Source organism: Zobellella denitrificans (genome assembly GCF_002407485.1).
Taxonomy (GTDB): domain Bacteria; phylum Pseudomonadota; class Gammaproteobacteria; order Enterobacterales; family Aeromonadaceae; genus Oceanimonas; species Oceanimonas denitrificans.
The window spans coordinates 1,775,050-1,797,423 of record NZ_CP012621.1 but is presented as its reverse complement, the minus strand read 5'-3'; the positions used below and the strand labels follow the sequence as shown (position 1 = coordinate 1,797,423).

The 22,374-nt window shown below is 70.4% G+C and carries 17 protein-coding genes; all 17 read right to left on the bottom strand.

The annotated features are described in order from the left end of the window. Positions 1 to 3 precede the first annotated feature (3 nt). The 17 genes from recD to AN401_RS08490 all read right to left on the bottom strand — a co-directional run bounded on the left by recD (position 4) and on the right by AN401_RS08490 (position 22,286). A complete protein-coding gene (gene recD, locus AN401_RS08570; RefSeq protein ID WP_096779093.1) occupies positions 4 to 2,013 on the bottom strand; it encodes an exodeoxyribonuclease V subunit alpha in 2,010 nt (669 codons plus the stop codon). Then, positions 2,010 to 5,621, bottom strand: coding sequence for an exodeoxyribonuclease V subunit beta (gene recB, locus AN401_RS08565; protein ID WP_096779092.1), 3,612 nt, complete (start codon positions 5,619 to 5,621; stop codon positions 2,010 to 2,012). The genes recD and recB overlap by 4 nt, the downstream gene beginning before the upstream one ends. After that, entirely contained in the window at positions 5,618 to 9,025 is a 3,408-nt protein-coding gene (gene recC / locus AN401_RS08560; RefSeq protein ID WP_096779091.1) for an exodeoxyribonuclease V subunit gamma, read from the bottom strand. Before recC ends, recB begins: the two co-directional genes overlap by 4 nt. Positions 9,026 to 9,364: 339 nt before the next feature. Further along, complete coding sequence (locus AN401_RS08555; protein ID WP_094041098.1) at positions 9,365 to 9,775, bottom strand: VOC family protein; 411 nt, start codon at positions 9,773 to 9,775, stop codon at positions 9,365 to 9,367. A gap of 27 nt (positions 9,776 to 9,802) precedes the next feature. Then, on the bottom strand, positions 9,803 to 10,177 hold the full coding sequence (locus tag AN401_RS08550) for a VOC family protein (RefSeq protein WP_096779090.1): 375 nt from the start codon (positions 10,175 to 10,177) through the stop codon (positions 9,803 to 9,805). 280 nt (positions 10,178 to 10,457) lie between these two features. Then, complete coding sequence (locus AN401_RS08545) at positions 10,458 to 13,559, bottom strand: efflux RND transporter permease subunit (RefSeq protein WP_096779089.1); 3,102 nt, start codon at positions 13,557 to 13,559, stop codon at positions 10,458 to 10,460. 10 nt (positions 13,560 to 13,569) lie between these two features. Then, complete coding sequence (locus AN401_RS08540) at positions 13,570 to 14,697, bottom strand: efflux RND transporter periplasmic adaptor subunit (protein WP_096779088.1); 1,128 nt, start codon at positions 14,695 to 14,697, stop codon at positions 13,570 to 13,572. 267 nt (positions 14,698 to 14,964) lie between these two features. After that, positions 14,965 to 15,438, bottom strand: coding sequence for a GNAT family N-acetyltransferase (locus AN401_RS08535; protein WP_157772209.1), 474 nt, complete (start codon positions 15,436 to 15,438; stop codon positions 14,965 to 14,967). Beyond that, the gene (locus AN401_RS08530; protein ID WP_198401852.1) at positions 15,435 to 15,590 is read right to left on the bottom strand and encodes a hypothetical protein; all 156 of its coding nucleotides are present in this window, start codon (positions 15,588 to 15,590) and stop codon (positions 15,435 to 15,437) included. The genes AN401_RS08535 and AN401_RS08530 overlap by 4 nt, the downstream gene beginning before the upstream one ends. Positions 15,591 to 15,648: 58 nt before the next feature. After that, entirely contained in the window at positions 15,649 to 16,452 is an 804-nt protein-coding gene (locus AN401_RS08525; RefSeq protein ID WP_096779086.1) for an SDR family oxidoreductase, read from the bottom strand. A gap of 12 nt (positions 16,453 to 16,464) precedes the next feature. Continuing rightward, on the bottom strand, positions 16,465 to 17,277 hold the full coding sequence (locus AN401_RS08520) for a mechanosensitive ion channel family protein (RefSeq protein ID WP_094041104.1): 813 nt from the start codon (positions 17,275 to 17,277) through the stop codon (positions 16,465 to 16,467). A 17-nt stretch (positions 17,278 to 17,294) separates the two neighbouring features. Beyond that, positions 17,295 to 18,284, bottom strand: a complete 990-nt coding sequence (locus tag AN401_RS08515) for a hypothetical protein (protein WP_096779085.1) — start codon at positions 18,282 to 18,284, stop codon at positions 17,295 to 17,297. Between the two features lie 73 nt (positions 18,285 to 18,357). Further along, entirely contained in the window at positions 18,358 to 19,344 is a 987-nt protein-coding gene (locus AN401_RS08510) for a magnesium transporter (RefSeq protein WP_096779084.1), read from the bottom strand. 105 nt (positions 19,345 to 19,449) lie between these two features. Then, positions 19,450 to 19,962 carry a GNAT family N-acetyltransferase gene (locus AN401_RS08505; protein ID WP_096779083.1) on the bottom strand — a complete coding sequence of 171 codons (513 nt, stop codon included), beginning with the start codon at positions 19,960 to 19,962 and terminating at the stop codon, positions 19,450 to 19,452. 74 nt (positions 19,963 to 20,036) lie between these two features. After that, on the bottom strand, positions 20,037 to 20,411 hold the full coding sequence (locus AN401_RS08500) for a VOC family protein (protein ID WP_096779082.1): 375 nt from the start codon (positions 20,409 to 20,411) through the stop codon (positions 20,037 to 20,039). A gap of 65 nt (positions 20,412 to 20,476) precedes the next feature. Next, entirely contained in the window at positions 20,477 to 21,679 is a 1,203-nt protein-coding gene (locus AN401_RS08495; protein WP_232513410.1) for a cation:proton antiporter, read from the bottom strand. A gap of 112 nt (positions 21,680 to 21,791) precedes the next feature. Beyond that, positions 21,792 to 22,286 (bottom strand): GNAT family N-acetyltransferase, encoded by a 495-nt coding sequence (locus tag AN401_RS08490; protein WP_096779081.1) that lies wholly within the window; start codon positions 22,284 to 22,286, stop codon positions 21,792 to 21,794. Positions 22,287 to 22,374: the final 88 nt, after the last annotated feature.

Genomic DNA, 22,374 nt, shown 5'->3' with positions numbered 1-22,374 from the left:
TTTTCATCGCTGCAGGCTTTCCAGCAGGCCGCTCTGGCGTTCCACCCGGCGGGCGATAGCCTGCTCGAACACCCCGGGACGCGGTTCCAGCAGGGTGAACCAGTGCCGGGCGCGGGTGATGGCGGTGTAGAGCAGCTCCTTGGTGAGCACGGGATTGAGGCTTTCCGGCAGCATCAGGGCGGTGTGGGCGAACTCGGAGCCCTGGGACTTGTGCACCGTCATGGCGAACACCGTCTCCACCGCCCCCAGCCGGCTCGGCAGGATAAAGCGCAGGTCGCCGCTGCCGTCGTTGCGGGGAAAGGCCACCCGCAACACCGGCCTGCCGTCCTGCTCCGGCAGGCGCAGGGCGATGCCGATGTCGCCGTTCATCAGGCCGAGGCCGTAGTCGTTGCGGGTCACCAGCACCGGCCGCCCCTCGTACCAGCCCTGATCCGCCTCGAGCAGGCCCTGGCGGTGCAGCAGGGCGGCGATGCGCAGGTTGAGCCCCTCCACCCCCCAGGGCCCCCGGCGCACGGCGCACAGCAGGCGGAACTGATCGAAGGCGGCCAGCACCCCGGCCGCCCAGCCGGTCCAGGCCGGGTCGGCGAAGGGGGTCTCGGGCGCCGGGCGCGTGGCCTGCATCCGCTCGAGATAATGGCCGTAGCCCAGGGCCCGGCCCCGGCCCTGGCGCAGCAGCCGGTCGAGGGCCCTGTCCTGCTCGCCCCTGAGGCGCAGGCCGGCCACCTCGCCGCCGCCGTCGAGCACCGCCCGGGCGGCCCCGGCCCGCTGCTCGTTCACCGCCCGGGCCAGCTGGCCGATGCCGGAGCCGCCGGCGAAGCGGCGGGAATGACGCAGCATCAGGATGCGCTGGGCCAGGGGATGGAGACCCTCGGCACCGGGCACCAGCGCCGGGTGGGCCAGCCGCTCGCCGCTGACCCGCTCGAGCCAGCGCACCCGTTCGGGCTGGTAATGGCCCTGTTCCGCGTGGCGGCACAGATCGCCCAGCAGGGCCCCCGCCTCCACCGAGGCCAGCTGATCCTTGTCCCCCAGCAGCAGCAGCCGGGCATGGGCCGGCAGCGCCGACAACAGGCAGGCCATCATTTCGAGATCGATCATCGAGGCCTCGTCCACCACCAGCACGTCCAGGGGCAGCGGATTGCCGGCGTGATGGCGGAAGTGGCGGCTGTCGGGCAGGCTGCCCAGCAGCCGGTGCAGGGTGCCGACCTCGGTGGGGATGCGGCGGCGCACCGCCTCGTCCACCGGCAGGGAGGCCACCTGGGCGCCGATCGACTCGGTCAGCCGGGCCGCCGCCTTGCCGGTGGGCGCCGCCAGGCGGATGCGCAGGGGCTGCTCCGCCGTGGCCTGCAGCAGGGCCAGCAGCCGCACCACGGTAGTGGTCTTGCCGGTGCCGGGGCCGCCGGTGATCAGGGTGAAGCCGCTCGCCGCCGCCAGGGCGCAGGCCAGCTTCTGCCAGTCGGTCTGGCGCTCGCCGTCCAGCACCAGGGGCTCGGGAAAGAGCCGCTCCAGCCAGGCGGACAGATCCTGAGGCACCGGCCTGTCGTCGCGGATGCGCGCGGCAAGCGAGCGCGCCACCGCCTGCTCGTAGTTCCAGTAGCGGCGCAGGTAAAGGCGTCCGCCGTGCAGCACCAGGGGCCGCTCGGCCTCGCCCTCAGGGCCGGCCACCAGGGGGCTGGCCGCCAGGGCCGAGCGCCAGTCGTCCAGGGTGAGGCCGGCGAGCAGGCGCGAGGGCAGCCAGGCGTCGGCCAGGCCCTCCTCCCCTTCCGGCGGCAGCGACAGGGCGAAGTCGGGCTCGGCCAGGGTGGCCGCCAGATCCAGGCAGACGTGGCCGTGGCCGAGCTGGTGGCTGGCGAGCGCCGCCGCCAGCAGCACCCTGGCCTCGGCGTGCGGGTCCAGCCCGGCGAAAAAGCCCGCCAGGGCCCGGTCCAGGGGCCGCAGCCAGCCCAGCTCGAGCCAGCGCTCGAGCAGCGCCAGCAGTTCCCGCTGGCCGGCCAGGGGCGTGATGGTAGCCGTCATGGCGCTGTCTCCTCGGGCTGTTGATGGCGGAACAGGGCGTCCAGGCCTTCGATCAGCGCCTTCGGCGGCCGGTCGAACCAGGCCGCGCCGGGGCGACGCACGAACAGGTAGAGGGCCCCGCCCATGTGGCGGTCGTAGTCGTAATCGGGCAGGCGCAGCCGCAGCTGGCGGTGCAGGGCCAGCAGGTAGAGCAGGTACTGCAGATCGTAGCGGTGCCTGAGCACCTGGCCGGCCATGGCCTCCCGGGTGTAGTGTTCGTCCTCCGGGCCCAGCCAGTTGGACTTGTAGTCCACCAGGTAGTAGCGCCCCTCATGCTCGAACACCAGATCGACAAAGCCCTTGAGCATGCCGTTCAAGGTATCGGGGGCCAGTTCGGGCCGCTCCCGGCCCGGCAGCACCGCCTGTTGCGCCAGCCGGTCCAGGCGCTGCACCGGCACCCGGCTCACCTCCAGCCAGAACTCCATCTCGGGCTGGTAGTGGGCAAGGCCGGCCAGGGTCGGCCCGTCCTCGAACAGGGGCGTGTCCAGCAGGCCCAGCAGCCAGTCCGCCAGGGGATCCGTCCAGTCGGCGAGCCCGCGCAGCTGGCAGCGGCGGGCGATCTGGTCCCGGAGTGCCCCGGGGTTATCGGCCAGCCGCTCCCTGAGCGCCAGCTCCAGCAGGCCGTGCAGGAAGGTGCCCGCCGCCGGGCCACGGGCGAAGCGGTGCAGGCTGGGCCGCTCGCCGGGGCGCAGGGGCACGAAGGCCAGCTCCAGCTCGTCGTCGCCGGCCTTGCCCGCCTCGGGCCGCTCGGGCGAGGCGTCGTCGAAGCGCCGGCCCGTCGCCTCCCGGGTGCGCAGGGCGCTGTAGGAGGCGATCCACCAGTGCTCGGCGGCCGGCCGGGCCGGCACCGCCCACACCGGGGGGGCCTCGTCGCCCGCGGCTTCGGTCCAGCGTTCGTCACCCGGCTCGGGCGCCGGGCACAGCCGGGTGTGGGCGCACGCCAAAGGGGTGAGCCAGTCGGCCAGGGGGCCGGCAAGCGGGCTGCCGCCACCCAGCACCCGGCCCATGGCCGAGTCGTGCAGGCGCGAGCTCTTGCCGTTGCCGACCCCGATGTCGGCCAGCCCCAGCCAGCAGGCGTGGCGGGCCCGGGTGAGGGCCACGTACAGCAGGCGCAGATCCTCCCCCAGCCGCTCCCGCTCGGCCAGGGCCTTTTCCTCCTCGCTGGGATTGAGCACCAGCCGCTTGCGCCGGCCGTCGTAAAGCTGCACCGGGCCGCCCTTGCCGCCGCTTTCCCGGAAGGAGCAGATAAAGGGCAGAAACACCAGGGGGTACTCCAGGCCCTTGGACTTGTGAATGGTCACCACCCGCACCAGATCCGCGTCGCTCTCGAGCCTAAGCACCTGCTCGTCGGCGGCCTCGGCGCCCGCCTCCCGGGCCTCGGCCAGGTGGCGGATCAGCGCCTGCTCGCCGTCCAGGCCGGCGGCGGCCTGCTGCAGCAGCTCAGCCAGGTGCAGCAGGTTGGTCAGGCGGCGCTCGCCCTCGGCGCCCGCCATCAGCCGGGCCGGCAGGCCGAAGTCGTGCAGCAGCCGGTGCACCATGGGCAGCACCCCCTGGCGCTGCCAGCAGCGGCGGTAGTCCCTAAACTGCAGTACCCGCCGCTCCCAGTGGCGCTCGTCCTGGTTGAGCCGCTCAAGCTCGGCCAGGCCGAGCCCCAGGGTGGCGGTGGCCAGCGCCGCCCGCAGGCGGACGTCCTGCTCGGGCTCGGCGCAGGCGCGCAGCCAGAACAGCAGATCCAGCGCCTCCGGGCTCTGGTAGACCGAGTCCTTGTCCGACAGGTAGACGCTCTTTACCCCGAGTTCCGCCAGCGCCCGGCGGATGGCCTGGGCCTCGCGGAAACCGCGCACCAGCACGGCGATGTCGCGGGAGCGCACCGGCGCGAACCCGTCCGCCCCGGCGAAGCCCGCCTGGCCCCGGCGACCCAGGTTCAGCAGCCGCACTATCTCGCCGGCGCAGCGCCCCGCCATCTGCGCCACATAGGCGCCGCCGGAAAAGGGCTTGCCGTCGGCGCCGTCGAGCTGCCACAGGGTCAGGGCGGGCTGGACCTCGCCACCGCACTGCCAGCGTTCCTGCCGGCCCCGGGCCGCGACCGGCACGAAGGGCAGCGGGTTTTGCCCACCCTGGCGGAACAGGAAGGCGCCCTCGGGGTGCTGCTCGGCCCGTTCGAACAGCCGGTTGACCGCGTCCACCATGGCCTCGGAGGAGCGGAAGTTGGTGTCCAGGCTGTAGTGCCGGTCCTCGGTGGCGGCGCGCGCCGCCAGGTAGGTATGGATGTCGGCGCCGCGAAAGGCGTAGATGGCCTGCTTGGGATCGCCGATCATGAACAGGCCCCGGTCGGCGCCGTTGTCGGCCACCCGGTAGATGGCGTCGAAGATGCGGTACTGGAGCGGGTCCGTGTCCTGGAATTCGTCGATCAGTGCCACCGGAAACTGGCGGCGGATCACCTCGGCCAGGCGCGGGCCGTTCTCCCCCGCCAGGGCCTGATCCAGCCGGGTCAGCATGTCGTCGAAGCCCATCTCGGCCCGGCGGCGCTTTTCCGCCTCGAAGCGGCGGCGCACCCAAGCGGCGGCATGGCGCAGGGGGGCCTCGGGAGGTGCGGCAAGGGCAGAAAGCTGCCCGGGCAGTGTCTGCATGGCCGTAAAGGCGGGGTGCGATGGTGCGTTTCCGTCTTTCCAGGCTTCCGCTATCCCCTCGGGCGTCAAACGGTAGATAGCCGCCTCGCTGAGCGAAAGCTCAACCTCACCACTCTTGAGCCAATGGCGTATGGCCGCCAGCCAGCCGTCGGTTCGCTTGGCCTGTAGCCATTTGCCGTGTACCTGTTTTGCCGCTATCGCCGATTGCAGCAGGCCATCAATTTCTTCCAGCCAGGCGCTCCAGGGCGCCTTGAGTACGGCCAGCGCCCGCTCGCGTTCGCTTAAGGCGCCTTCCAGCAGGGCGCCCAGCTCGCCGCCGGCGTCGTCCTGCTCCCCCAGCAGGGGGCGCAGCTGGCGCAGCAGCCGGTCCGGGGTCTGCCAGTTCGCCATCACCCAGTCGAGGGCGTCGCCGTCCAGGGGGTAGCACTGGCGGCGCCAGTAATCCCGCGCCACCTCGGCCAGCAGCTCGCCGTGATCCGTTTCCAGGGTCTGGGTAAAGAGGCTGCCGCTGTCGAAGGCGTGCTCGCGCAGCATGCGCTGGCACCAGCCGTGAATGGTGGACACCGCCGCCTCGTCCATCCACTGGGCGGCGATGTCGAGCCGGTGGGCACAGGCGGGCCAGCGCTCGGGCACGAAGTCGGCCTTCAGGGTGTCGAGCAGGGCGTCGCCCTCGCGCTCGCCGCGGAACACCGCCGCCGCCTCCACCAGGCGGGCGCGGATGCGATCCTTGAGCTCCTTGGTGGCGGCGTCGGTGAAGGTCACCACCAGGATCTCCGGCGGCAGCAGCTCGCGGGCAAAGCCCAGCTCGCCGCCGTGGCCCAGCACCAGCCGCAGGTACAGGGCCGAGATGGTAAAGGTCTTGCCGGTGCCGGCGCTGGCTTCGATCAGCCGGCTGCCGTGCAGCGGAAAGGTCAGCGCCAGGGGGCGCGGTGCCGTCATGATGAGGCCTCCTGCGGTTCCGGTTGCGGGCCATGCTCGAGCAATGGCCGGTAGAGCCGCTCGCACCAGGCGGCGAAATGGCCGTCGGCGGTGAGGGCGTCGAAGTCGGGATACTGACGGGCCAGGGCGCCGCTCTCGGCGCGCTCGCCACCGGGGCCGAAGCCGTCGCCCTCGTAGGCCTTGCGGGCGGCCTGTGCGGCCTTGCCCTCGTCCTCCTGGCCGAGCCAGGCCATGGCGGTCTTGAGCGCCACCGGCAGGGGCGCCGTCATACCCGCCTGCAGCGCCTCCAGCCAGCCTTGCACCAGCTGCCGCGCGGTGTCCCGCTCAAGGGGCGCGCCGTGCAGGGTGGCGTCCTCCCCCACCAGGTAGAGCCAGAGCTCGATGCCGCAGGCGCAGGCCACCGCCTGGGCGACAAAGGCGCGCAGGGTGCGATGCCATTTGGGCCCGCTCTTGCCGAGCAGCTCCCCGGGCTGCAGTTCGATCAGCGCCAGCCTGTCGCCCTGCCGGCGCAGGCCGCCGAGCCAGCCTTCCAGTTGCAGGCCGCCGTGCTCAAGGGCCAGCGGCAGGGGGGAGTTCAGCGGTGCGGGCCAGGCATGACACAAGGCCCGATGGCGGGCCAGCTGATCCGGCAGCGCCGCCTCCACCTCGGCGCGCAGCCGCTCGCCAAAGCCCGCCAGCGGCAGCCGGCCCTGACCCTGCAGCCGGGCCGCGGTCCGGGCCAGGGCCGGCTGTGCCTCGTCGGCGCCGGCGGCGGCCTCAAGCAGCTCGCGCTTGATCACATAGCGCTCCAGGCCGTCCAGGGCGAAGGGCTCCTCGTCCAGCCGGACGGCGGCGACGTCATCCAGCACCACCTTGAGCCGGCGGGAAAAAAAGCTCGCCACTGGCTGGCGCAAAAACTGCTGCAACTGCTCCGGGGCGACCGGCTCGTCGGGTTGCCAGGGCGGCAGGGGGCCCTCGGCTTCGGGGGCCCTGTCCCGGGCGGCCCACTCCCGGGCGTAGCTGACCAGCCCCTCGCCACTGAAATAGCGCCGGCTGAAGGGCTGCAGCGGGTGCTCGGTGGTGATGGCGGAGAGCAGCTCGCCGCCGTCGGCCAGCCGCCACTGGCCCAGCAGATCCCTAAGCTGGCCCACCAGCACCGAGGGCGGGCGCTCGCCGTTGTCGCGGATGCTGCGCCCCACCCAGCTGATATAGAGCCGGTCCCGGGCCGAGAGCAGCGCCTCCAGCATCAGGTAGCGGTCGTCCTCCCGCCGGGAGCGGTCGCCGGGCCGGTAGTCCCCGGCCATCAGATCGAAGTCCAGCGGGGTGACGCTGCGCGGGTAGTCGCCGTCGTTCATGCCGAGCAGGCACACCTGGCGGAAGGGGATGGCGCGCATCGGCATCAGGGTGCAGAAGTTCACCGCCCCGGCCAGGAAGCGCTGGCTGAGCCGGCCCTGCTCCAGGGCCCCCAGCCAGGCCTCGCGCACCACGGTGAGCGGCAGCGGCTCGGCCAGCGCCACCTCGGCGCACAGCGCCTGCCACTGCTCCAGGGACTCGGTGAGCCCGTTCAGCAGCGCCTGCTCCTGCTCGCCCTCGGCCAGGAAGAAGCGCGCCAGCAGCCCCTGCAGCCGCGCCGTCCAGTCGTCGGCCGGCACGCTCTCGGCCAGTTGGTCGTGCAGGGCGTCGATGGCGTCGAGCAGGCCCGCCAAGGGGCCGATGACGGCCGCGTCCAGGCCGCCGATTTCGTCGTAGGGCTCGATCTCGGCCCAGGGCTCCCCCGCCCCCACGGCGTAGCCCAGCAGCATGCGGCGCAGGCCGAAGCGCCAGCTGTTCTGCTCCAGCGCCGGCAGGCCCAGGGCGGCCCGACGGCGGGCGTCCAGCCCCCAGCGGATGCCCGCCCCCTCTATCCAGCGGTGCAGCACCGGCAGATCCGCCTCCTCAATGCCGAAACGCCGGCGCAGGGCGGCCACGTCCAGCAGGTCCAGCACCTCGCTCACCGGCAGCCGGCTCTCGGGCAGGCGCAGCAGATGCTCCAGGGCGATCAGCAGCGGCTCCCGGCCCCGGCTGCCCTGATCCGCCAGGGTGAAGGGGATGAAGCGGTCATCGTCCCGGCCGTACTGGCCGAACACCGCCTGGATATGGGGCGCATAAAGGTTGATGTCGGGCACCATGACGATGATGTCCCGCGGGCGCAGGGTCTCGTCCTCGGCAAAGCGCGCCAGCAGCTGGTCGTGCAGTATCTCCAGCTCCCGCTGGGCGCTGTGGGCGATGTGGAATTGCACGCTCAGCTGGTGGCGTTCGAGCGGCGGCCAGTGGTCGCGGCTTTCCGCCGGCGGGCGCAGGTTGAGGATATCGTCCTGCAACTGGCCCAGCAGGTGATCGCTGTCGCCCGGGCTGAACAGGTCGATGCGCTCGCCCAGGGCGTCGAAACGCGCCTGGTACTGGCCGGGATCGTCCAGGCTGTCGAGCAGGTTGATGTAGTCCCGCCCCTGCTTGCCCCAGGCCGCCAGCAGCGGATGGGCGTGCTGGTGCAGCTCGGCCTGGTCCAGGCCCGGGGCCAGGCCGCCCTTGCGGGCGTGGCGGCGGTACTGGTGGCACAGCAAATCCTGGTCCGGCACTATGTCGCCCCAGTGGTGCTGGCAGGGGTTGTGCACGCACAGCAGCACCTGGCTGAAGCGGGCCATGGCGGCCAGGGCCTCCAGGGTCTGGGCCGGCAGCGAGGAGATGCCGAACACCACCACCCGGCGCGGCAGCCCGGCCGGGCGGCGCCCGGCGGCGCGCAGCTCGGCCACGAAGCGCGGATGCACCCCGGCCCGGCTGCCGGCCAGTTCCCGCTCGCCCACGTCCGCGAGCAGCGCCCGCCACAGGGCCGGCTGCCAGCGCACCGCCGGATCCAGGGCCACCCGGCCCCGGCGCAGGCTGACTATCTCGTCCCGCCCCTCGGCCCAGGCGGCCAGCCAGTCGGCCCGGTAGACCTGGTACTGATCGAACAGGTCCGCCAGCCGCTCGGCCAGTTGGTAGCGCTTGCGGTAGTCGGCGTCGTCCTGCAAAAAGCGGTGCAGGGGCGCAAACACGGCCTCGGCCAAGAGCCCCGGCAACAGCCGCATCAGCCGCCAGGTGAGCGGTGCCTTGTCCAGCGGCGACTGGCGGGGAATGCTGTCGCTGCCGAGCACGGCCCGGTAGCTCGTCCACAAAAAGCGCGCCGGCAGCTCCACCTGCACGGCGGCGGCGATGCCGCCGCTGCGGTGCTCGGCCAGGGCCAGCTTGAGCCACTGGGCGATGCCGTTGCTCTGCACCAGGATCACCTCGTTCTCGAGCGGCGCCAGGGGATGGCGCCGCATCCAGGTCACCGCCAGCTCGCGCAATGCCTCCAGCTGGTTGCCGTGCACCACCATCAGGCCGGGGGCGAGGTTGTCGTCATGCTGCATCTGGGTTCCTTATACCGCTCCGTTCGACACCCATGATAGCGCCGAACGGACGCGCCGGGCAGGTGAAACGGCAAACGGAAAAAAGCGGAAGACAAGGCCGGGATGGTAACAAGGCCCGGCGGGGCGGGAAAGGGCGGCGCGAAGACGGCGGATCTGCCGTAGGTCCACTTCAGTGAACCACCCCACCGCCGGCGCCGGGTTCATGCGGGCGGGCCGCCCGCGCTCCAAGGACAGTTCCGCCGTCGGCGCCGGGTTCGGTCGAATAAATTCGACCCTACGGAGAGACGGCAGGTGTCAAGGGTCCGTTTCAACGGACCTTTTCACCGGCAAGGCACCGCCTCAGGGCGACTCCGCCTCGTCGGCGGCGTCCATCCAGAACAGTTCCCAGATATGACCGTCCGGGTCTTCGAAGGCGCGGCCGTACATAAAGTCGTACTCTTCCGGTTCCCGCGCTTCCCGGCCGCCGGCGGCCAGCACCTTGGCCATCAGCTCGTCGACCCGGGTGCGGCTTTCCAGCTGCAGCGCCAGCAGTACCTCGGTGGTGCTGGCGGCGTCGGCGATCGGCTTGCGGGTAAAGCGCCGGAAGCTGTCGGGGGTGTGCAGCATGGCGAAGATGGTGTCGGAAATCACCAGGGCGGCGGCCTGCTCGTTGGTGAAGCGGGGGTTGAACGCGAAGCCCAGCGCCTCGAAAAAGCGCATGGCACGGGGCAGGTCCGCCACCGGCAGGTTGACGTAGATGGCCTGGGGCATAAGGAGCTCCTTGTTGAAGGTGATGGGTCAGCCCAGGGATGCCTCATCCTGGCAGAGCAGGTGGATGATCTGGGCCGGGTTGGCTATCCAGAAGGCGGCAAAGCCTTCCGGCAGCGGCTCGATTTCGTCCCGGCGCACCACGCCGGCGGCCTGCAGGTGTTCGGCGGCGCCCTCGAGATCGTTGGTGATCACCTCGAGCCAGGTTTCGGCCTGGCTGAGCCCGGGTACCTTGTCTATCCACAGCTGGCAGGCGCCGAACTCGAAGGCCACCGACGGCAGCTGTTTGTCGACCTGGCGCAGCGCCAGCACGTCGCGGTAAAAGGCCACCGTGGCCTCGAACTGGTGGGGCGGAACCTTGAGCGCGATATTGCGCCCGCCACCGAAGCGGAGTGATTGGGTCATGGGGCCTCCCGGGGTCCGGTTGAAGATGCGTCCCCTCAGTATAGGAGGCACCGGCGCCGGGGTCCGGTCGACTGAAGTCGATCCAAAAAACGCTGTCGGCCGCCCTTATGTGACCTGGAGCGCAGGCGGCCCGCCTGCATTCCCGCGAAGCGGGAACCTCCTGGCCCCAAAACCACGCCCAAACCACCGGCACCACCCGCCATGCGGGCGGGCCGCCCGCGCCCCAAGGGCCCCTTGCAGCGGACCTCCTTGCTTCATATTTGGCCGAATAAATTTGCCCCTACCGGGGCTCGCCGCCATGCGACCGGGCCAGCAGCATATAGAGCGAGGGCACCACGAACAGGGTGAACAGGGTGCCGATGGCCATGCCACCCACCAGCACCAGGCCGATGGAATTGCGCGCCGCCGCCCCGGGGCCGTCCACCAGGATCAGCGGAAAATGCCCCGCCACCGTGGCCATGGAGGTCATCAGCACCGGCCGCAGCCGGGTCATGGCCGCCTCCTCGATGGCCGCCCGCTTGGCCAGGCCCCGCTCCTGCAGCTTGTTGGCGAACTCCACGATCAGGATGCCGTTCTTGGCAATCAGCCCCACCAGGGTCACCAGCCCCACCTGGGCATAGATGTTCATGGTGGTGGTCCAGCCGTCGGTCCAGTAAGGCAGGTCCGGGTTGGGCATCTTCAGCAGGGTGAACACCAGGGCGCCGAACATGGCCAGGGGCACCGAGCCCAGCAGGATGACGAAGGGATCGCGGAAGGAATTGAACTGCACCGCCAGCACCAGGAAGATCATCAGCACCGCCAGCCCCAGGGCCGGCAGGAAGCGGCCGCCCTCGGTGCGCAGCTGGCGCGACTCGCCGGTGTAATTGACGCTGTAGTCCGCCGGCAGTATGTCCCGCGCCGCCTGCTCCAGCACCCCCAGGCCCTCGTCCAGGCGGGCGGTCATGCCCGACAGCTTGATGGCGTTGAGCTGCTGGAAGCGGTTGAGGGAGCGCGGCACCGTGCTGTGGCGCAGGGTGGCGAAGGCGCTGAGCGGCACCAGGCCACCGTCGGGGCCGGTGACATGGATGTCCTTGAGCTGCTCCGGGTTGAGCCGCTCCACCCGCGCCAGCTGGGGGATCACCTTGTAGGCCCGGCCGCGCACGTTGAAACGGTTGACGTAGTTGCCCCCCAGGGCGGCGCCCAGATCGGCGCCCACCTGCTGCTGGGTCAGCCCCAGGGCCGCCACCTTCTGGTGATCGAGCACAATTTCGGTCTGCGGCTGGTCGACCTTGAGATCGATCTCGGGCGGAAAGTAGAACAGGCCGCTTTCCATCGCCGCCTGCTGCAGACGCTCCGCATAGGCCAGCATCTGCTCCGGCTCGGCGGTGGCGGCGATGATGAATTCCACCGGGAAGTTGCTGCCCCCGGGCAGGGCCGGCGGCTGGCCGGCGAAGATCTGCAGGCCGGGAATGGCCGACAGCCCGGCCTGTATCTCGGGCACGATGTCGGAAATGGTGCGCTCGCGCTCGCCCCAGGGGCTGACCACCATGCCGCTGAAACCACCCACCCCCATGGCCGCGGCGAACGGGTCCGAGGGCGACAGCAGGATCTGGAAGGTCAGCTCCCGCTCGGGCGCCTCGAGGAACACCTGCTCCGCCGCCCGGCCGAAGTGGATCTTCTGATCCGCCGAGGCGTTGGCGGCGTTGTTGATGATGGCGAACATAAAGCCCTGATCCTCGAGCGGCGCCAGCTCCTTGGGCGAGAACAGGTACATGGGCACCACCGCCAGGCTGAGCGCCGCCCACAGGGCATAGACCGCCGGCCGGCCGTTCAGGCTGTGATCCAGCACCCGGCCGTAGCGCGCGCGCAGCCGGTCGAAGCGGTGGTTGATCCAGCCGGTCAGGCCCCGCTCCTCCCGCTCGGCGCTGCGCAGCAGGCGGGCGCTCATCATCGGCGACAGGGTCAGCGCCACCAGGCCGGAGATGGTGACGGCCCCGGCCAGGGTGAGGGCGAACTCCCGGAACAGGGCGCCGGTGAGCCCGCCCTGCAGGCCGATGGGAGTGTAGACCGCCGCCAGGGTGATGGTCATGGTGATAATGGGGCCAATCAGCTCCCTCGCCCCCACCAGGGCCGCCTCCTGCGGGGTGCGCCCCTCGCGCAGGTGGCGCTCGACGTTTTCCACCACTACTATGGCGTCGTCCACCACCAGGCCCACCGACAGCACTATGGCCAGCAGGGTAAGCAGGTTGAGGGTGAAGCCCAGGGTCTGCATCAGGAAGACGGCGCCGATCAGCGACACCGGTATCGCCACCACCGGCACCAGCACCGAACGCACCGAGCCCAGGAACAGGAAGATGACGATCACCACTATGCTCAGGGTGTCGATCAGGGTGCCCACCACCTCGCGGATGGCGTTGTCGATGTACTCGGAGGCGTCGTAGGCCAGGCGGGCCTCCAGCCCCGGCGGCAGCTCCGGCCCGAGCGCGTCCAGGTCGACCCGCACCCCCTGGATCACCTCGATGGTGTTGGTATTGGGCAGGGGGAAAATACCCATGAACACCGCCGTCTCGCCGTTGAAGCTGACCTCGGTGTCGTAGTCCTCGGCGCCCAGCTCCACCTCGGCCAGATCCTGCAGCCGCACTATGGTGTCGTTCTCCCGGCGGATCACCAGCTGGCGGAACTGCTCCACCGTATGCAGATCGGTGTTGGCGGTGAGGTACACCTGCACCAGGGCGCCCTTGGTGCTGCCCACCGCCGAGATAAAGTTGTTGGCCGCCAGGGCGGCGCGCACCTGGGCCGGGCTGACGTTGAGCGCCGCCATCCGCTCCGGCTGCAGCCAGACCCGCATGGCGAAGGTGCGCGCCCCGAAGATCTCGGCCCGCTGCACCCCGGCCAGGGCCGCCAGCCGGGGCTGCACCACCCGCACCAGGTAGTCGGTGATGTCGCTCTGGGACAGGCTGGACGAGGAAAAGCTCAGGTAGGCGGCGGCGAACTCGGAGTCCGCCGACTGCACGCTGATGGAAGGCAGCTCCGCCTCTGCCGGCAGTTCGTTGCGCACCTGGTTGACCTTGGCGGTGATGTCGGCCAGCGCCTTGGTCGGCTCGTAGTTGAGCTTGAGCCGGGCGGTGACCAGCGACAGCCCGAGCAGGCTCTTCGACTCCACGTAATCGATGCCGTCGGCGGAGGCGATGGCGCCCTCGATGGCGGTGGTGACGAAGCCGCGCACCACCTCGGCGCTGGCCCCCACATAGGGGGTGGCGACGATAACGGAGGCGTTCTCGCTCTGGGGATACTGGCGCACGCTGAGCGACCACCAGGCCTGCAGCCCGGCGATGACGATGACGATATTGACCACCAGCGCCAGCACCGGCCGGTGGATGAAGAGATCGGTAAAGGCCTTCATGACGGCGCGCTCAGCTGTTGCCGGGGTCGGGATCGAGCCGGAATGCCGGCGCCAGCCGGTTGTCGACCACCACCGCCATGCCGCTGCGCAGCTTGAACACCCCGGTCGACACCACCTGCTCGCCCGCCGCCAGCCCCTCGCTGACCGCCACGAAATCCCCCCGCCGGGCCCCCAGCCGCACCAGCCGCTGCTGCACCCTGAGGGTGTTTTCGCCCTGCCCGTCCGGCTCGATCACAAAGACGGCGTCGCCGTAGGGGCCGTGCTGCACCGCCGTAATAGGGATCAGCAGCACCCGCTCGGTGCGCCCGGGCAACAGCAGCACCGACACGAACATGCCCGGGCGCAGCCGCCCCTCGGGATTGGCCAGGGTGGCCTGCACCCGCACGCTGCGGGTCTGGGGATCGAGATCCGGGTTGAAGGCAGTAACCCGCCCCTCGAAAGGCCGCTCGGGATAGGCGTCGGACCACACCCGGACCGGCAGCCCGTCGGCCAGCTCGGCCAGTTGCGGCTGGGGCAGGGAAAACTCGACATAGACGGGATCGAGGGAATGCAGCGACACCACCGGGCTGCCCTTGTCGAGGAACTGGCCGACGCTGACGCGGCGGATGCCGAGCCGGCCGTCGAAGGGGGCGCTCAGGGTCTTCTTGGCGATCAGGGCGCGGATCATGTCGGCCCGGGCCTCGGCCTGCTGCACGGAGGACGCGGCGGCGTCGAGTTCGCCCTGGGAGATGTTGCGGCTGCGGGCCAGTTCCCGGGCCCGCCGGAAGGACTGCCGCGCCAGGGCGGCGGCGGCCTCGGCCTCGCGCAGCTGGGCCCGCTCGATGTCGCTGTCGAGCCGCACCAGTTCATCCCCGGCCTTGACCGGGGCCCCGGCCTCGAAGCGGATCTCCCGCACCAGGCCCTCGGCCTCGGTGCGGATCACCGTGCCCTGCACCGCCACCACCGAGCCCACCGCCTGCAGCTCCGGATGCCACTCGGCCTCGCGCACCAGTTCGGCGTTCACCGGCTCCGGCGGCATCTGCATCTGGGCCGCGGCCGCGCCCATGGCGCCGAACTGCAGCGCCTTGATCAGCACCAGGGTGCCGACGATGGGCAGGGCCAGCAGCAGGCCCACCCCCACCCACAGCAGCTTTTTCATCCCGGGCCCCGTTGTTCCGTACTCATGCTCCCTCCCCCGCGCTCCGGTACTTAGCCGGGCACGCCACAATAGGAGAAGTTTAGATGGCGCCTTAACGGCCCGCCTGCAAAGTCACCGACAGGAAAACACCGCCGCCTGCCGATGTGGTGGGGCGCAGGCGGCCCGCCTGCCTTCCCGCGCAGCGGGAACCCCCGGACGGGCATGCCACGCCACGGGGTGAAAAAGGCGCACGGCTGAACAGGCGGCGCGGGTCGGGCTGTGCCTGCGTTACAGGTCTTTTTCCAGCTCCACCAGGTGCGCCTTGAAGCCGGCGGCGCGGTAGAGGGCCAGGGCAGGCGCATTGGCGGCCAGCACCCCGATACGCAACCAGCGTACCCCTTCCTGCCGAGCCTGGGCCTCGGCGGCGGCGAGCAACTGCCGGCCCAGGCCGCGCCGGCGCCAGGGTGCACGAACATGCAGGTCGCTGATCAGGCCATATTCCAGGCCGCCGTCGTCCGGCTCCTCGCTCACCACCCGGGTCAACACCGCCACAAAGCCAGCCACCACACCGGCCCGCTCCGCCACCAGTATCCGGCCCGCGCACCGCGCACAGCGGCGGAACAGCTCGGCGAGGTAGGGCTCCAGGACAAGATTTCCCGCCGGCAGACGCGGGTCCAGCGCCCGCTCCGCCTCCTGCAATTCGTGCACGCAGGTCCGCAGCCCGGGCAGATCGGTGGCGGGGTCGAAGGGCCGGATGATCACGCGCCCTCCCCCGGCCGCCAGTCCGGCCGGCGGTACAGCTCGGTTTCCCATTGCCAGTCGTCGTTGGGATCCGCCGCCCGCACCTGGGGTGCCTGGTCCCAGCGGCGCAGCAGGGTCAGATCGGCGGGGCCGGCGGCTCTTAGTCTGATCATCGCTATGACTCCCTCGGGTTATATTCCAAATCCATGCGGGTTGGCACCGGGGCCGGGCTCAGGCATCGGGCCTGGCGGCCGAGCCCGCCAGTATGCCGCCGTCGATGTTGAGCTCGGCGCCGGTCATGTAGGGCACCTCGTCCGAGGCCAGCATCACCGCCAGGGCCGCCACCTCCTCCGGGCGGCCGAAGCGGCGCTGGGGGCAGTCCTGCACAAAGTCGCGCAGCCGCTGCTCCCGCTCCGGCCCCGTGCCCAGCACCGGCTCCCACATGGGAGTGAGGATGGCCGCCGGGTGGATGGAATTGCAGCGGATGGCCAGCCCCTGCTCGGCACAGTAGAGCGCCACCGTCTTGGTGTGGTTGCGCACCGCCGCCTTGGAGGAGGCGTAGGCGGCGGCACCGGGAATGCCCACCAGGCCGGAGCGGGACGAGATGTTGATGATGGCGCCCGCGCCGCCGCAGCGGCGCATGGCACGGATGGCGTACTTGCAGCCGAGGAAAACGCCGTCCAGGTTGGTGCTGTGCACACTGTGCCAGTCGGCCAGGGAGGCGTGCTCGGGATCCTGGGCCACCATCCCCTGCTCGAAGCCGGTGATGCCGGCGTTGTTCACCACCACCTGCAATCCCCCGGCTTCCGCCAGTATGGCCTCGGTCACCGCTTGCCAGTCGGCCTCCCGGCGTACGTCCAGCCGCCGGTAGCGGGCCCGCTCGCCCAGGCCGGCGGCCAGGGCACGGCCCCGGTCGTCGTCGATGTCGGTGAGGTAGACGAGGGCGCCCTCGGCCACGAAGGCGCGGGCCATGGCCTCGCCGATGCCCCGGGCCGCGCCGGTGATAAGGGCGGTTTTATGCTGTAAACGCGGCATGGTTGCCTCCTGTCAGCTTAGGTTCTGGTCCGGTTCGGGCCGGATCCGGGCAAAGCGCACCGGCAACCGGCGCAGGCTGTCCTTGCCGCGGGCGCTGAGATCGGAAACAAACTGGAACTGCTGGCGCGGATCCATGGGGTAGGCCTTGATGCGATAGTGGGTGCCCCAGGGCCGCTCCGCCAGCACCACCGAGATCGGCTTGGCCAGCTTCACATAGGGGCTGGACAGGGCCACCTGCTCCAGTACCCGGCGCACTTGGTGGGCGTCGTGCTCCGGCTCCAGGTAGAAATGGGCCACGCACATCAGGCTGGCGCCGCCGTTGTTGGCGTTGTGGATAAGGCCGGTCCACAGCTTCTGGTGCGGCACGTATACCAGGGTGTCGTCGGGGGTGACGATCTCCACCGCCCGCATGCCGATATGGCGCACCTCGCCGTAGCAGCCATCCACCTCTATCCAGTCGCCGGGCCGGTAGGGGTGCTCGTAGGCCGCCACTATGCCGGCGATCAGGCTGCTCACATAGTCCTTGAGGGCGAAGCCGATGGCCAGGCCCGCCGCCCCCAGTATGGCCACCATGTTCTGCAGCGTGGGCGCCAAGAACAGCGGCACTATCCACAGCAGGGCGCCCAGCAGCACCAGCAGGCGGATAGTCGGCATCAGCGCCAGCACGAACAGCCGGCGTTCGCTGTGCAGCCGCGCCGCCAGCCAGGGCAGCAGCCGCTGGCTGAGCCAGATGAGCAGCAGCGCCGCCCCCGCCACCGCCAGGGCCTCCACCAGGGCGGCACCGGTGATGTGCTGAAAGAGCCCGGCCAGTTGTTCCCTGTCCATGCCGTCGTCCTCCCGTCTTAAAAGCCGTCCGGCCAGAAATCGCGCTCGGTGAGAAAATCCCGCACCACCAGGTAGCCGTGGATGCTCACTCGCCAGCGTTCCTCTTCCCGCAGTACTATGCCGCACTGCTCCAGGCGCAGCAGCTGCACGTTGAGCAGATCCGGCGACACCACCGGCAGCACCCGCTGCAGCAACGCCACGCCCAACCCCCGGTGCAACAGCAGGGTATAGAGCACGAAGGCGGTAACGTCGTCGGCCTCGGACGGCAGTTCGGGCAGCTCCTGCTTTGCCTGCCGCTCCACCGTCCACAGCGCCAGGGCCAGCCCCGGGTTACCCCTGGCCCGCGCCGCCAGCCGGCACAGTACCTTGTCCGACGCCCGCACCCCGAGCTGACGCAGCAGGCCGGGGCCCACCGGCGCGAAGCAGTACACCCGGGGCAGGCGCAGCGGCCAGGCCCGTCCGACAAAGGCGAACATCCAGCTGTCGCACACCACCAGCCCCTGCCCCAGCTCGCCCTGCAACAGCCGGGGCAGCAGGGCGCACACAAAGTCCATGCCCTCGACCGTACGCAACAGATAACGGGCCAGATCGTCGATAAGCCAGGGGCCGCTTCCGCGCTGGCCTCGCCACCATTGCTCCACATCGGCCCGCTCCAGGCTGGTAGTATTCGGCGGAGTCAGGGTGCGCCAGCCATGCAGGTCGGCCCAGTCGCGGGCGATGGCGGCGGTGCCGCTGTAGGGCGGATCCAGCAGGAAGCAGGCCCCGGCCTGGGCCTCCTGCCGCCAGGAGCCGAGCCGCTCGTCCAGAGCGGCCACCGCCGGGCGGCGATCGTAGGCTTGGTAGTCGGGCAGATCGGCCTCTTCCTGCTCCGGCTCCGCCTCGGCGGCGTGCAGGCGGAGCAGACGCAGCAGCCGCAACCAGCCCTGGCGGAGCCGGGTCACCGCCGGTGGCGATGGGCAGCAGAAGTCCTGCGCCGGGATCAATTGCCAGTGGTTTTGCTCGGTCATCGAATACGCTGCCTCCCTGCGCATCAGGCCCGCCGGCGCCAACCGGCCGGCACGGTGTTGGAGAAAAACAGGATCAGCCGATCACGGCGGTGACGATGGCGAAGTAGATAAGGATAGTCGACAAGTCCTGGATCACGGTGGCCAGGGGGCCGCTGCCGAAGGCCGGGTCCATCCCGGCGCGATACAGCAGCCAGGGCAGCCCCATGGCGGTGATGGTGGCGGTGGAGCAGGCGGCCAGCACCGCCAGGCCCACGCACAGGGCCACCGTCGGGTCGCTCCAGCGCAGCCACACCAGGGGGCCGGCCACCAGCGCCAGCACCAGGCCGATGGCCAGGCCCGCCAGCAGCTCCCGCCTGACCATGGTGCGCATGGCCACGCCCACCGAAAGGCCACGCACCACCACGGTTTCGGTTTGGGTACCCACCGCGTCCGCCAGGTAGACCAGGCCGGGGATGAAGAAGGCCAGCATCAGGGTGCGCTGCAGCTGGGATTCGAACCAGCCGACCAGATCGGCGGCGACCAGGGCGCCGAGCAGGCCCACCAGCAGCCAGGGCAGCCGGTGGCGGAAGCGGCGCGGCACCGGCTCCTCGCTGGAGGAGCGCGCCGCCTCGGTGCTTTTGGTAAAGCCGCCCAGGCGGGTGAGATCCTCCTCGTGCTCGGCCAGCAGCACCGCCAGCATCCGGTAGGGCGGGATCAGGCCCACGAAGCGCCCCTCCCCGTCCACCATGCCGAGGGCCGACTCCGCATGGCGCACCGCCCGCCAGGCCACCACCTCCTGATCCACCCCCGGTGCCACCACGGGCGGATCCTGTTCCATCAGCGTTGCCAGGGTGACATGATTGGGAGCAGGCAGCAGATCCTCGATACGCACCATGCCGCAGAGCCGGCCGTCCCGGCACACCACCACATGGCTGGCGCATTCGTAACGACGCTCGGTCAGCCCCTGCCGGGCCTCGGCGGCGCGGCAGTCGGGGGCGAACACCGGCACATCGGTGCAAACGTGCTCCGCCGCCGTTTCAAACACGACCGGCTCCCCGAGTGACTGGAGATCTCGCGGCATGGGGCCTCCTTGGCGATGGGCCAGGTGCCATTAGACTCTTTTCAGCATAGCTCCGGACGCGGCAGGCACTAAACCACGGCTTCCGCCCGGTGCCGTGACCAAGCGCTACAGCGCCAGGGCCATGGCCACCCGGTCCTTGAGCCCCAGGCTGCGCTCGCCGGCCAGCTGCCGGGCCAGCCGTTCATCCAGCTCGGCCTCCGCCAGCCGCCGGAAACCGAGCCGGGCGTAGAAGGGCCCGTTCCAGGGCACGTGCTCGAAGGTGGTCAGGGTCAGGTTGCGGTGCCCCCCGGCCCGGGCCCAGTCGATGGCCGCCGCGATCAGCCGCCGCCCCAGACCCTGGCGCTGATGGTCCGGGTGCACGTCAAGCTCCACCAGAAAGGCCGCCTCCGCGCCCGGCTCCGCCAGGGCAAAGCCCACCGGCTCCCCCCGGGGCGACAGCGCCACCCACAGCCGCCGCTCCGCCTGGGCCTGCTCCAGCCGCAACTGCGACACCACCCCCAGCCTGAGGGCGGGCGGGATCACCGACGCCGGGAACAACGCCGCCGCCGCCCGCTCTATGTCCGGCAGCAGGGGCAGGTGGACGGGCTGGGCCGGTTCGATACGGTAATGGCGGGTCATGTCGGCTCCGGATAAACGAAAGGCGCCGGTGGCCGGAGGCCGCCGGCGGCGCAGCGCGGATGGTAAAGAGGCTGTCAGGACGAGCGCGGCGAGCAGAACCACAGCTTGTTGCCTTCGCTGTCCAGGAAGCTGCCGATGTGAAAGAGATCGTCGTACAGCGCCACCGGATCGGCGATGGTCACGCCCCGCTCCCGCAGCCGGGCCTCGGTATCCGGGGCGTGATCGCAGGCCAGGGTGAGGCGCGGATTGGGCTCGGCCGTGGGCCGGCCGTACCAGTCGTCCTTGAGCAGCAGGGTCACCTCCCCCAGCTGGAAGCCCACCGCCTCGCCACCCTCGGTGGCCGGCGCCAGCCCGAGCACCTCAGCGTAGAAGCGCTCTGCCCTCGCCTTGTCGGACACGGCCAGGGCGATCACCTTGACCTGCTGCAATCCCAATGAAGAACTGGCCATGAGGGGTACTCCGGGTAAATGAAGGAACACCCTAAGTATAATGGCTGCCGTGGCGCCGGCCCGGCTCAGCGCAGCACCTTCTTTACCAGCAGGGGGCCGAGCAATTCAAACACTATGGTGGAGCAGACCACCACCGGCAGCAGGCGGGCGCCGTATTCGGGGAACTGCTCCGCCGCCAGCAGCGCCATGCCGATGGCCATGCCCGCCTGGGGCGTGAGAGCCAGACCGATATGGGGCGGCAGCCGCGCCCGGCGGGCCGGCGACGCCAGGCGAATGCCGAGCCACCCCCCCAGCCAACGGCCGAACAGCCGCAGCAGCACATAGGCCAGAGCCAGGCCCAGGGCGTCGTCCAGCTGGCGGAGATCGATGATCATCCCCGACAGCACGAAAAAGAACACCAGAAAGGGCCACTCGATATGCTCGATGGCACGGAACGAGCGGGTATGATGCGGCGAGAAGTTGGCGATGAGGGTGCCGGCGGTCATGGCCGCCAGCAGGGGCGACACCCCGAGCCAGGCCGAACAGCCGGCCAGCAGCAGGATAAGGGCCACCGCTTCCACCTGGGTCGGCTCGCCCGGCGCCAGCCGGCCGGTGAGCCAGGCGGCGGGAAAGCCGATGAGTCCGCCCAGCAGCAGGGCCCCGCCCAGTTCCCACAGCGCCCGCCACAGGGCCAGGTTGCCATCGCCCGCCAGCAGCCAGCCGAGCAGCGCCATGGCCAGGCCGAACACCAGTATGCCCCAGCCGTCGTCGATGGCGACAATGCCGAGCAGCACCCGCGCCGCCAGCCGGGTGTCGTTGCTGCCGCGCACGGTGTCGCGCACCGCCGCCGGATCCGTCGCCACCGAAATGGCCGCCAGGGCGATGGCCACCACCAGCGGCACCCCCAGCAACCACAATCCCGCCCCCACTACCACCACGCTGCACAGCACCACCGCCAGTGAAATCACGGTGATCAGCCAGCCGGTACGGCGCAGCCGCGCCAGGGTCAGCTCGCTGCCGAGCAGAAAGGCCACCATCACCAGCGCCAGCTCGATCAGCGGCCGGGCCAGCTCATCCAGCAGGGCGGCGGGCCGGGGCAGCCACAGCTGCTGCACCACGGCGATCAGCACGCCAAGCAGCACCAGCAGCGACACCCGGGGCAGCGCGGTGCGCGCCGCCAACACATCGGCGGCAATGCTCAACGACAGTATCCCCCCCAGCAGCACCATGTTCAGCGCGGCGCCGTGGGCGGAAAAGGCAACAAGGGCATCGGCAAGCAGCGGCGACACGGCATTCTCCCGTCAGGGTCCCGCTCCCAGTGTAGCCAATGGATCAGGCCGGGGCCGGATAAAGCCACACCCAGCCCAGCAGCAGGACGGCGGCGCACGGCACAACCGCTCCTCAGGCCTTATCCGCCAGCCATTTGTACATCACCAAGGCGTCCACATCGCCCAGGCGGGGATGATGGAAGGCCCCCGGCAGCCGGCCCACGGTGGCGAAGCCGAGCCTGGTCCACAGCCGCACCGCGCCCTCGTTGGTCGAGGCCACAAAGTTGAACTGCATGGCCCGGTAGCCGAGCGCCAGCGCCACCTGCTGGGAATGTTCGCACATGGCGCTGGCCAGGCCCCGCCCGCGCGCCGCCGCCGACACCATGTAGCCGCAGTTGCACACGTGGCTGCCGGGCCCGGCCTGGTTAGTTTTGATGTAGTAGGTGCCGAGGATGTGGCCTTCCTCCTCGGCCACAAAGGTCTGGCGCGGCAGCTCCAGCCACAGCTGGCGGGCCTGCTCGCGGTTAATATCCCGCGGGTAGGCATAGGTGTCGCCGGCGGCGGCGATGTCGCGGAAGATGGGCCAGATCTGCTCGAAGTCGTCTTGGGTTGCTGCTCTGATGTTCATGCTGTTTGCGCAATAGGGGGATCAACCAATGGGAGGCCATCTATAGCACGGATGCCCGCCGCAGAAAATAAAACGGCGCCCCGGGGCG

What these genes read in the sequence shown, in the direction of transcription:
- recD (WP_096779093.1), bottom strand. Translation starts at nt 2,013, where the DNA reads ATGACGGCTACCATCACGCCCCTGGCCGGCCAGCGGGAACTGCTGGCG.
- recB (WP_096779092.1), bottom strand. Translation starts at nt 5,621, where the DNA reads ATGACGGCACCGCGCCCCCTGGCGCTGACCTTTCCGCTGCACGGCAGC.
- recC (WP_096779091.1), bottom strand. Translation starts at nt 9,025, where the DNA reads ATGCAGCATGACGACAACCTCGCCCCCGGCCTGATGGTGGTGCACGGC.
- AN401_RS08555 (WP_094041098.1), bottom strand. Translation starts at nt 9,775, where the DNA reads ATGCCCCAGGCCATCTACGTCAACCTGCCGGTGGCGGACCTGCCCCGT.
- AN401_RS08550 (WP_096779090.1), bottom strand. Translation starts at nt 10,177, where the DNA reads ATGACCCAATCACTCCGCTTCGGTGGCGGGCGCAATATCGCGCTCAAG.
- AN401_RS08545 (WP_096779089.1), bottom strand. Translation starts at nt 13,559, where the DNA reads ATGAAGGCCTTTACCGATCTCTTCATCCACCGGCCGGTGCTGGCGCTG.
- AN401_RS08540 (WP_096779088.1), bottom strand. Translation starts at nt 14,697, where the DNA reads ATGAAAAAGCTGCTGTGGGTGGGGGTGGGCCTGCTGCTGGCCCTGCCC.
- AN401_RS08530 (WP_198401852.1), bottom strand. Translation starts at nt 15,590, where the DNA reads ATGATCAGACTAAGAGCCGCCGGCCCCGCCGATCTGACCCTGCTGCGC.
- AN401_RS08525 (WP_096779086.1), bottom strand. Translation starts at nt 16,452, where the DNA reads ATGCCGCGTTTACAGCATAAAACCGCCCTTATCACCGGCGCGGCCCGG.
- AN401_RS08520 (WP_094041104.1), bottom strand. Translation starts at nt 17,277, where the DNA reads ATGGACAGGGAACAACTGGCCGGGCTCTTTCAGCACATCACCGGTGCC.
- AN401_RS08515 (WP_096779085.1), bottom strand. Translation starts at nt 18,284, where the DNA reads ATGACCGAGCAAAACCACTGGCAATTGATCCCGGCGCAGGACTTCTGC.
- AN401_RS08510 (WP_096779084.1), bottom strand. Translation starts at nt 19,344, where the DNA reads ATGCCGCGAGATCTCCAGTCACTCGGGGAGCCGGTCGTGTTTGAAACG.
- AN401_RS08505 (WP_096779083.1), bottom strand. Translation starts at nt 19,962, where the DNA reads ATGACCCGCCATTACCGTATCGAACCGGCCCAGCCCGTCCACCTGCCC.
- AN401_RS08500 (WP_096779082.1), bottom strand. Translation starts at nt 20,411, where the DNA reads ATGGCCAGTTCTTCATTGGGATTGCAGCAGGTCAAGGTGATCGCCCTG.
- AN401_RS08490 (WP_096779081.1), bottom strand. Translation starts at nt 22,286, where the DNA reads ATGAACATCAGAGCAGCAACCCAAGACGACTTCGAGCAGATCTGGCCC.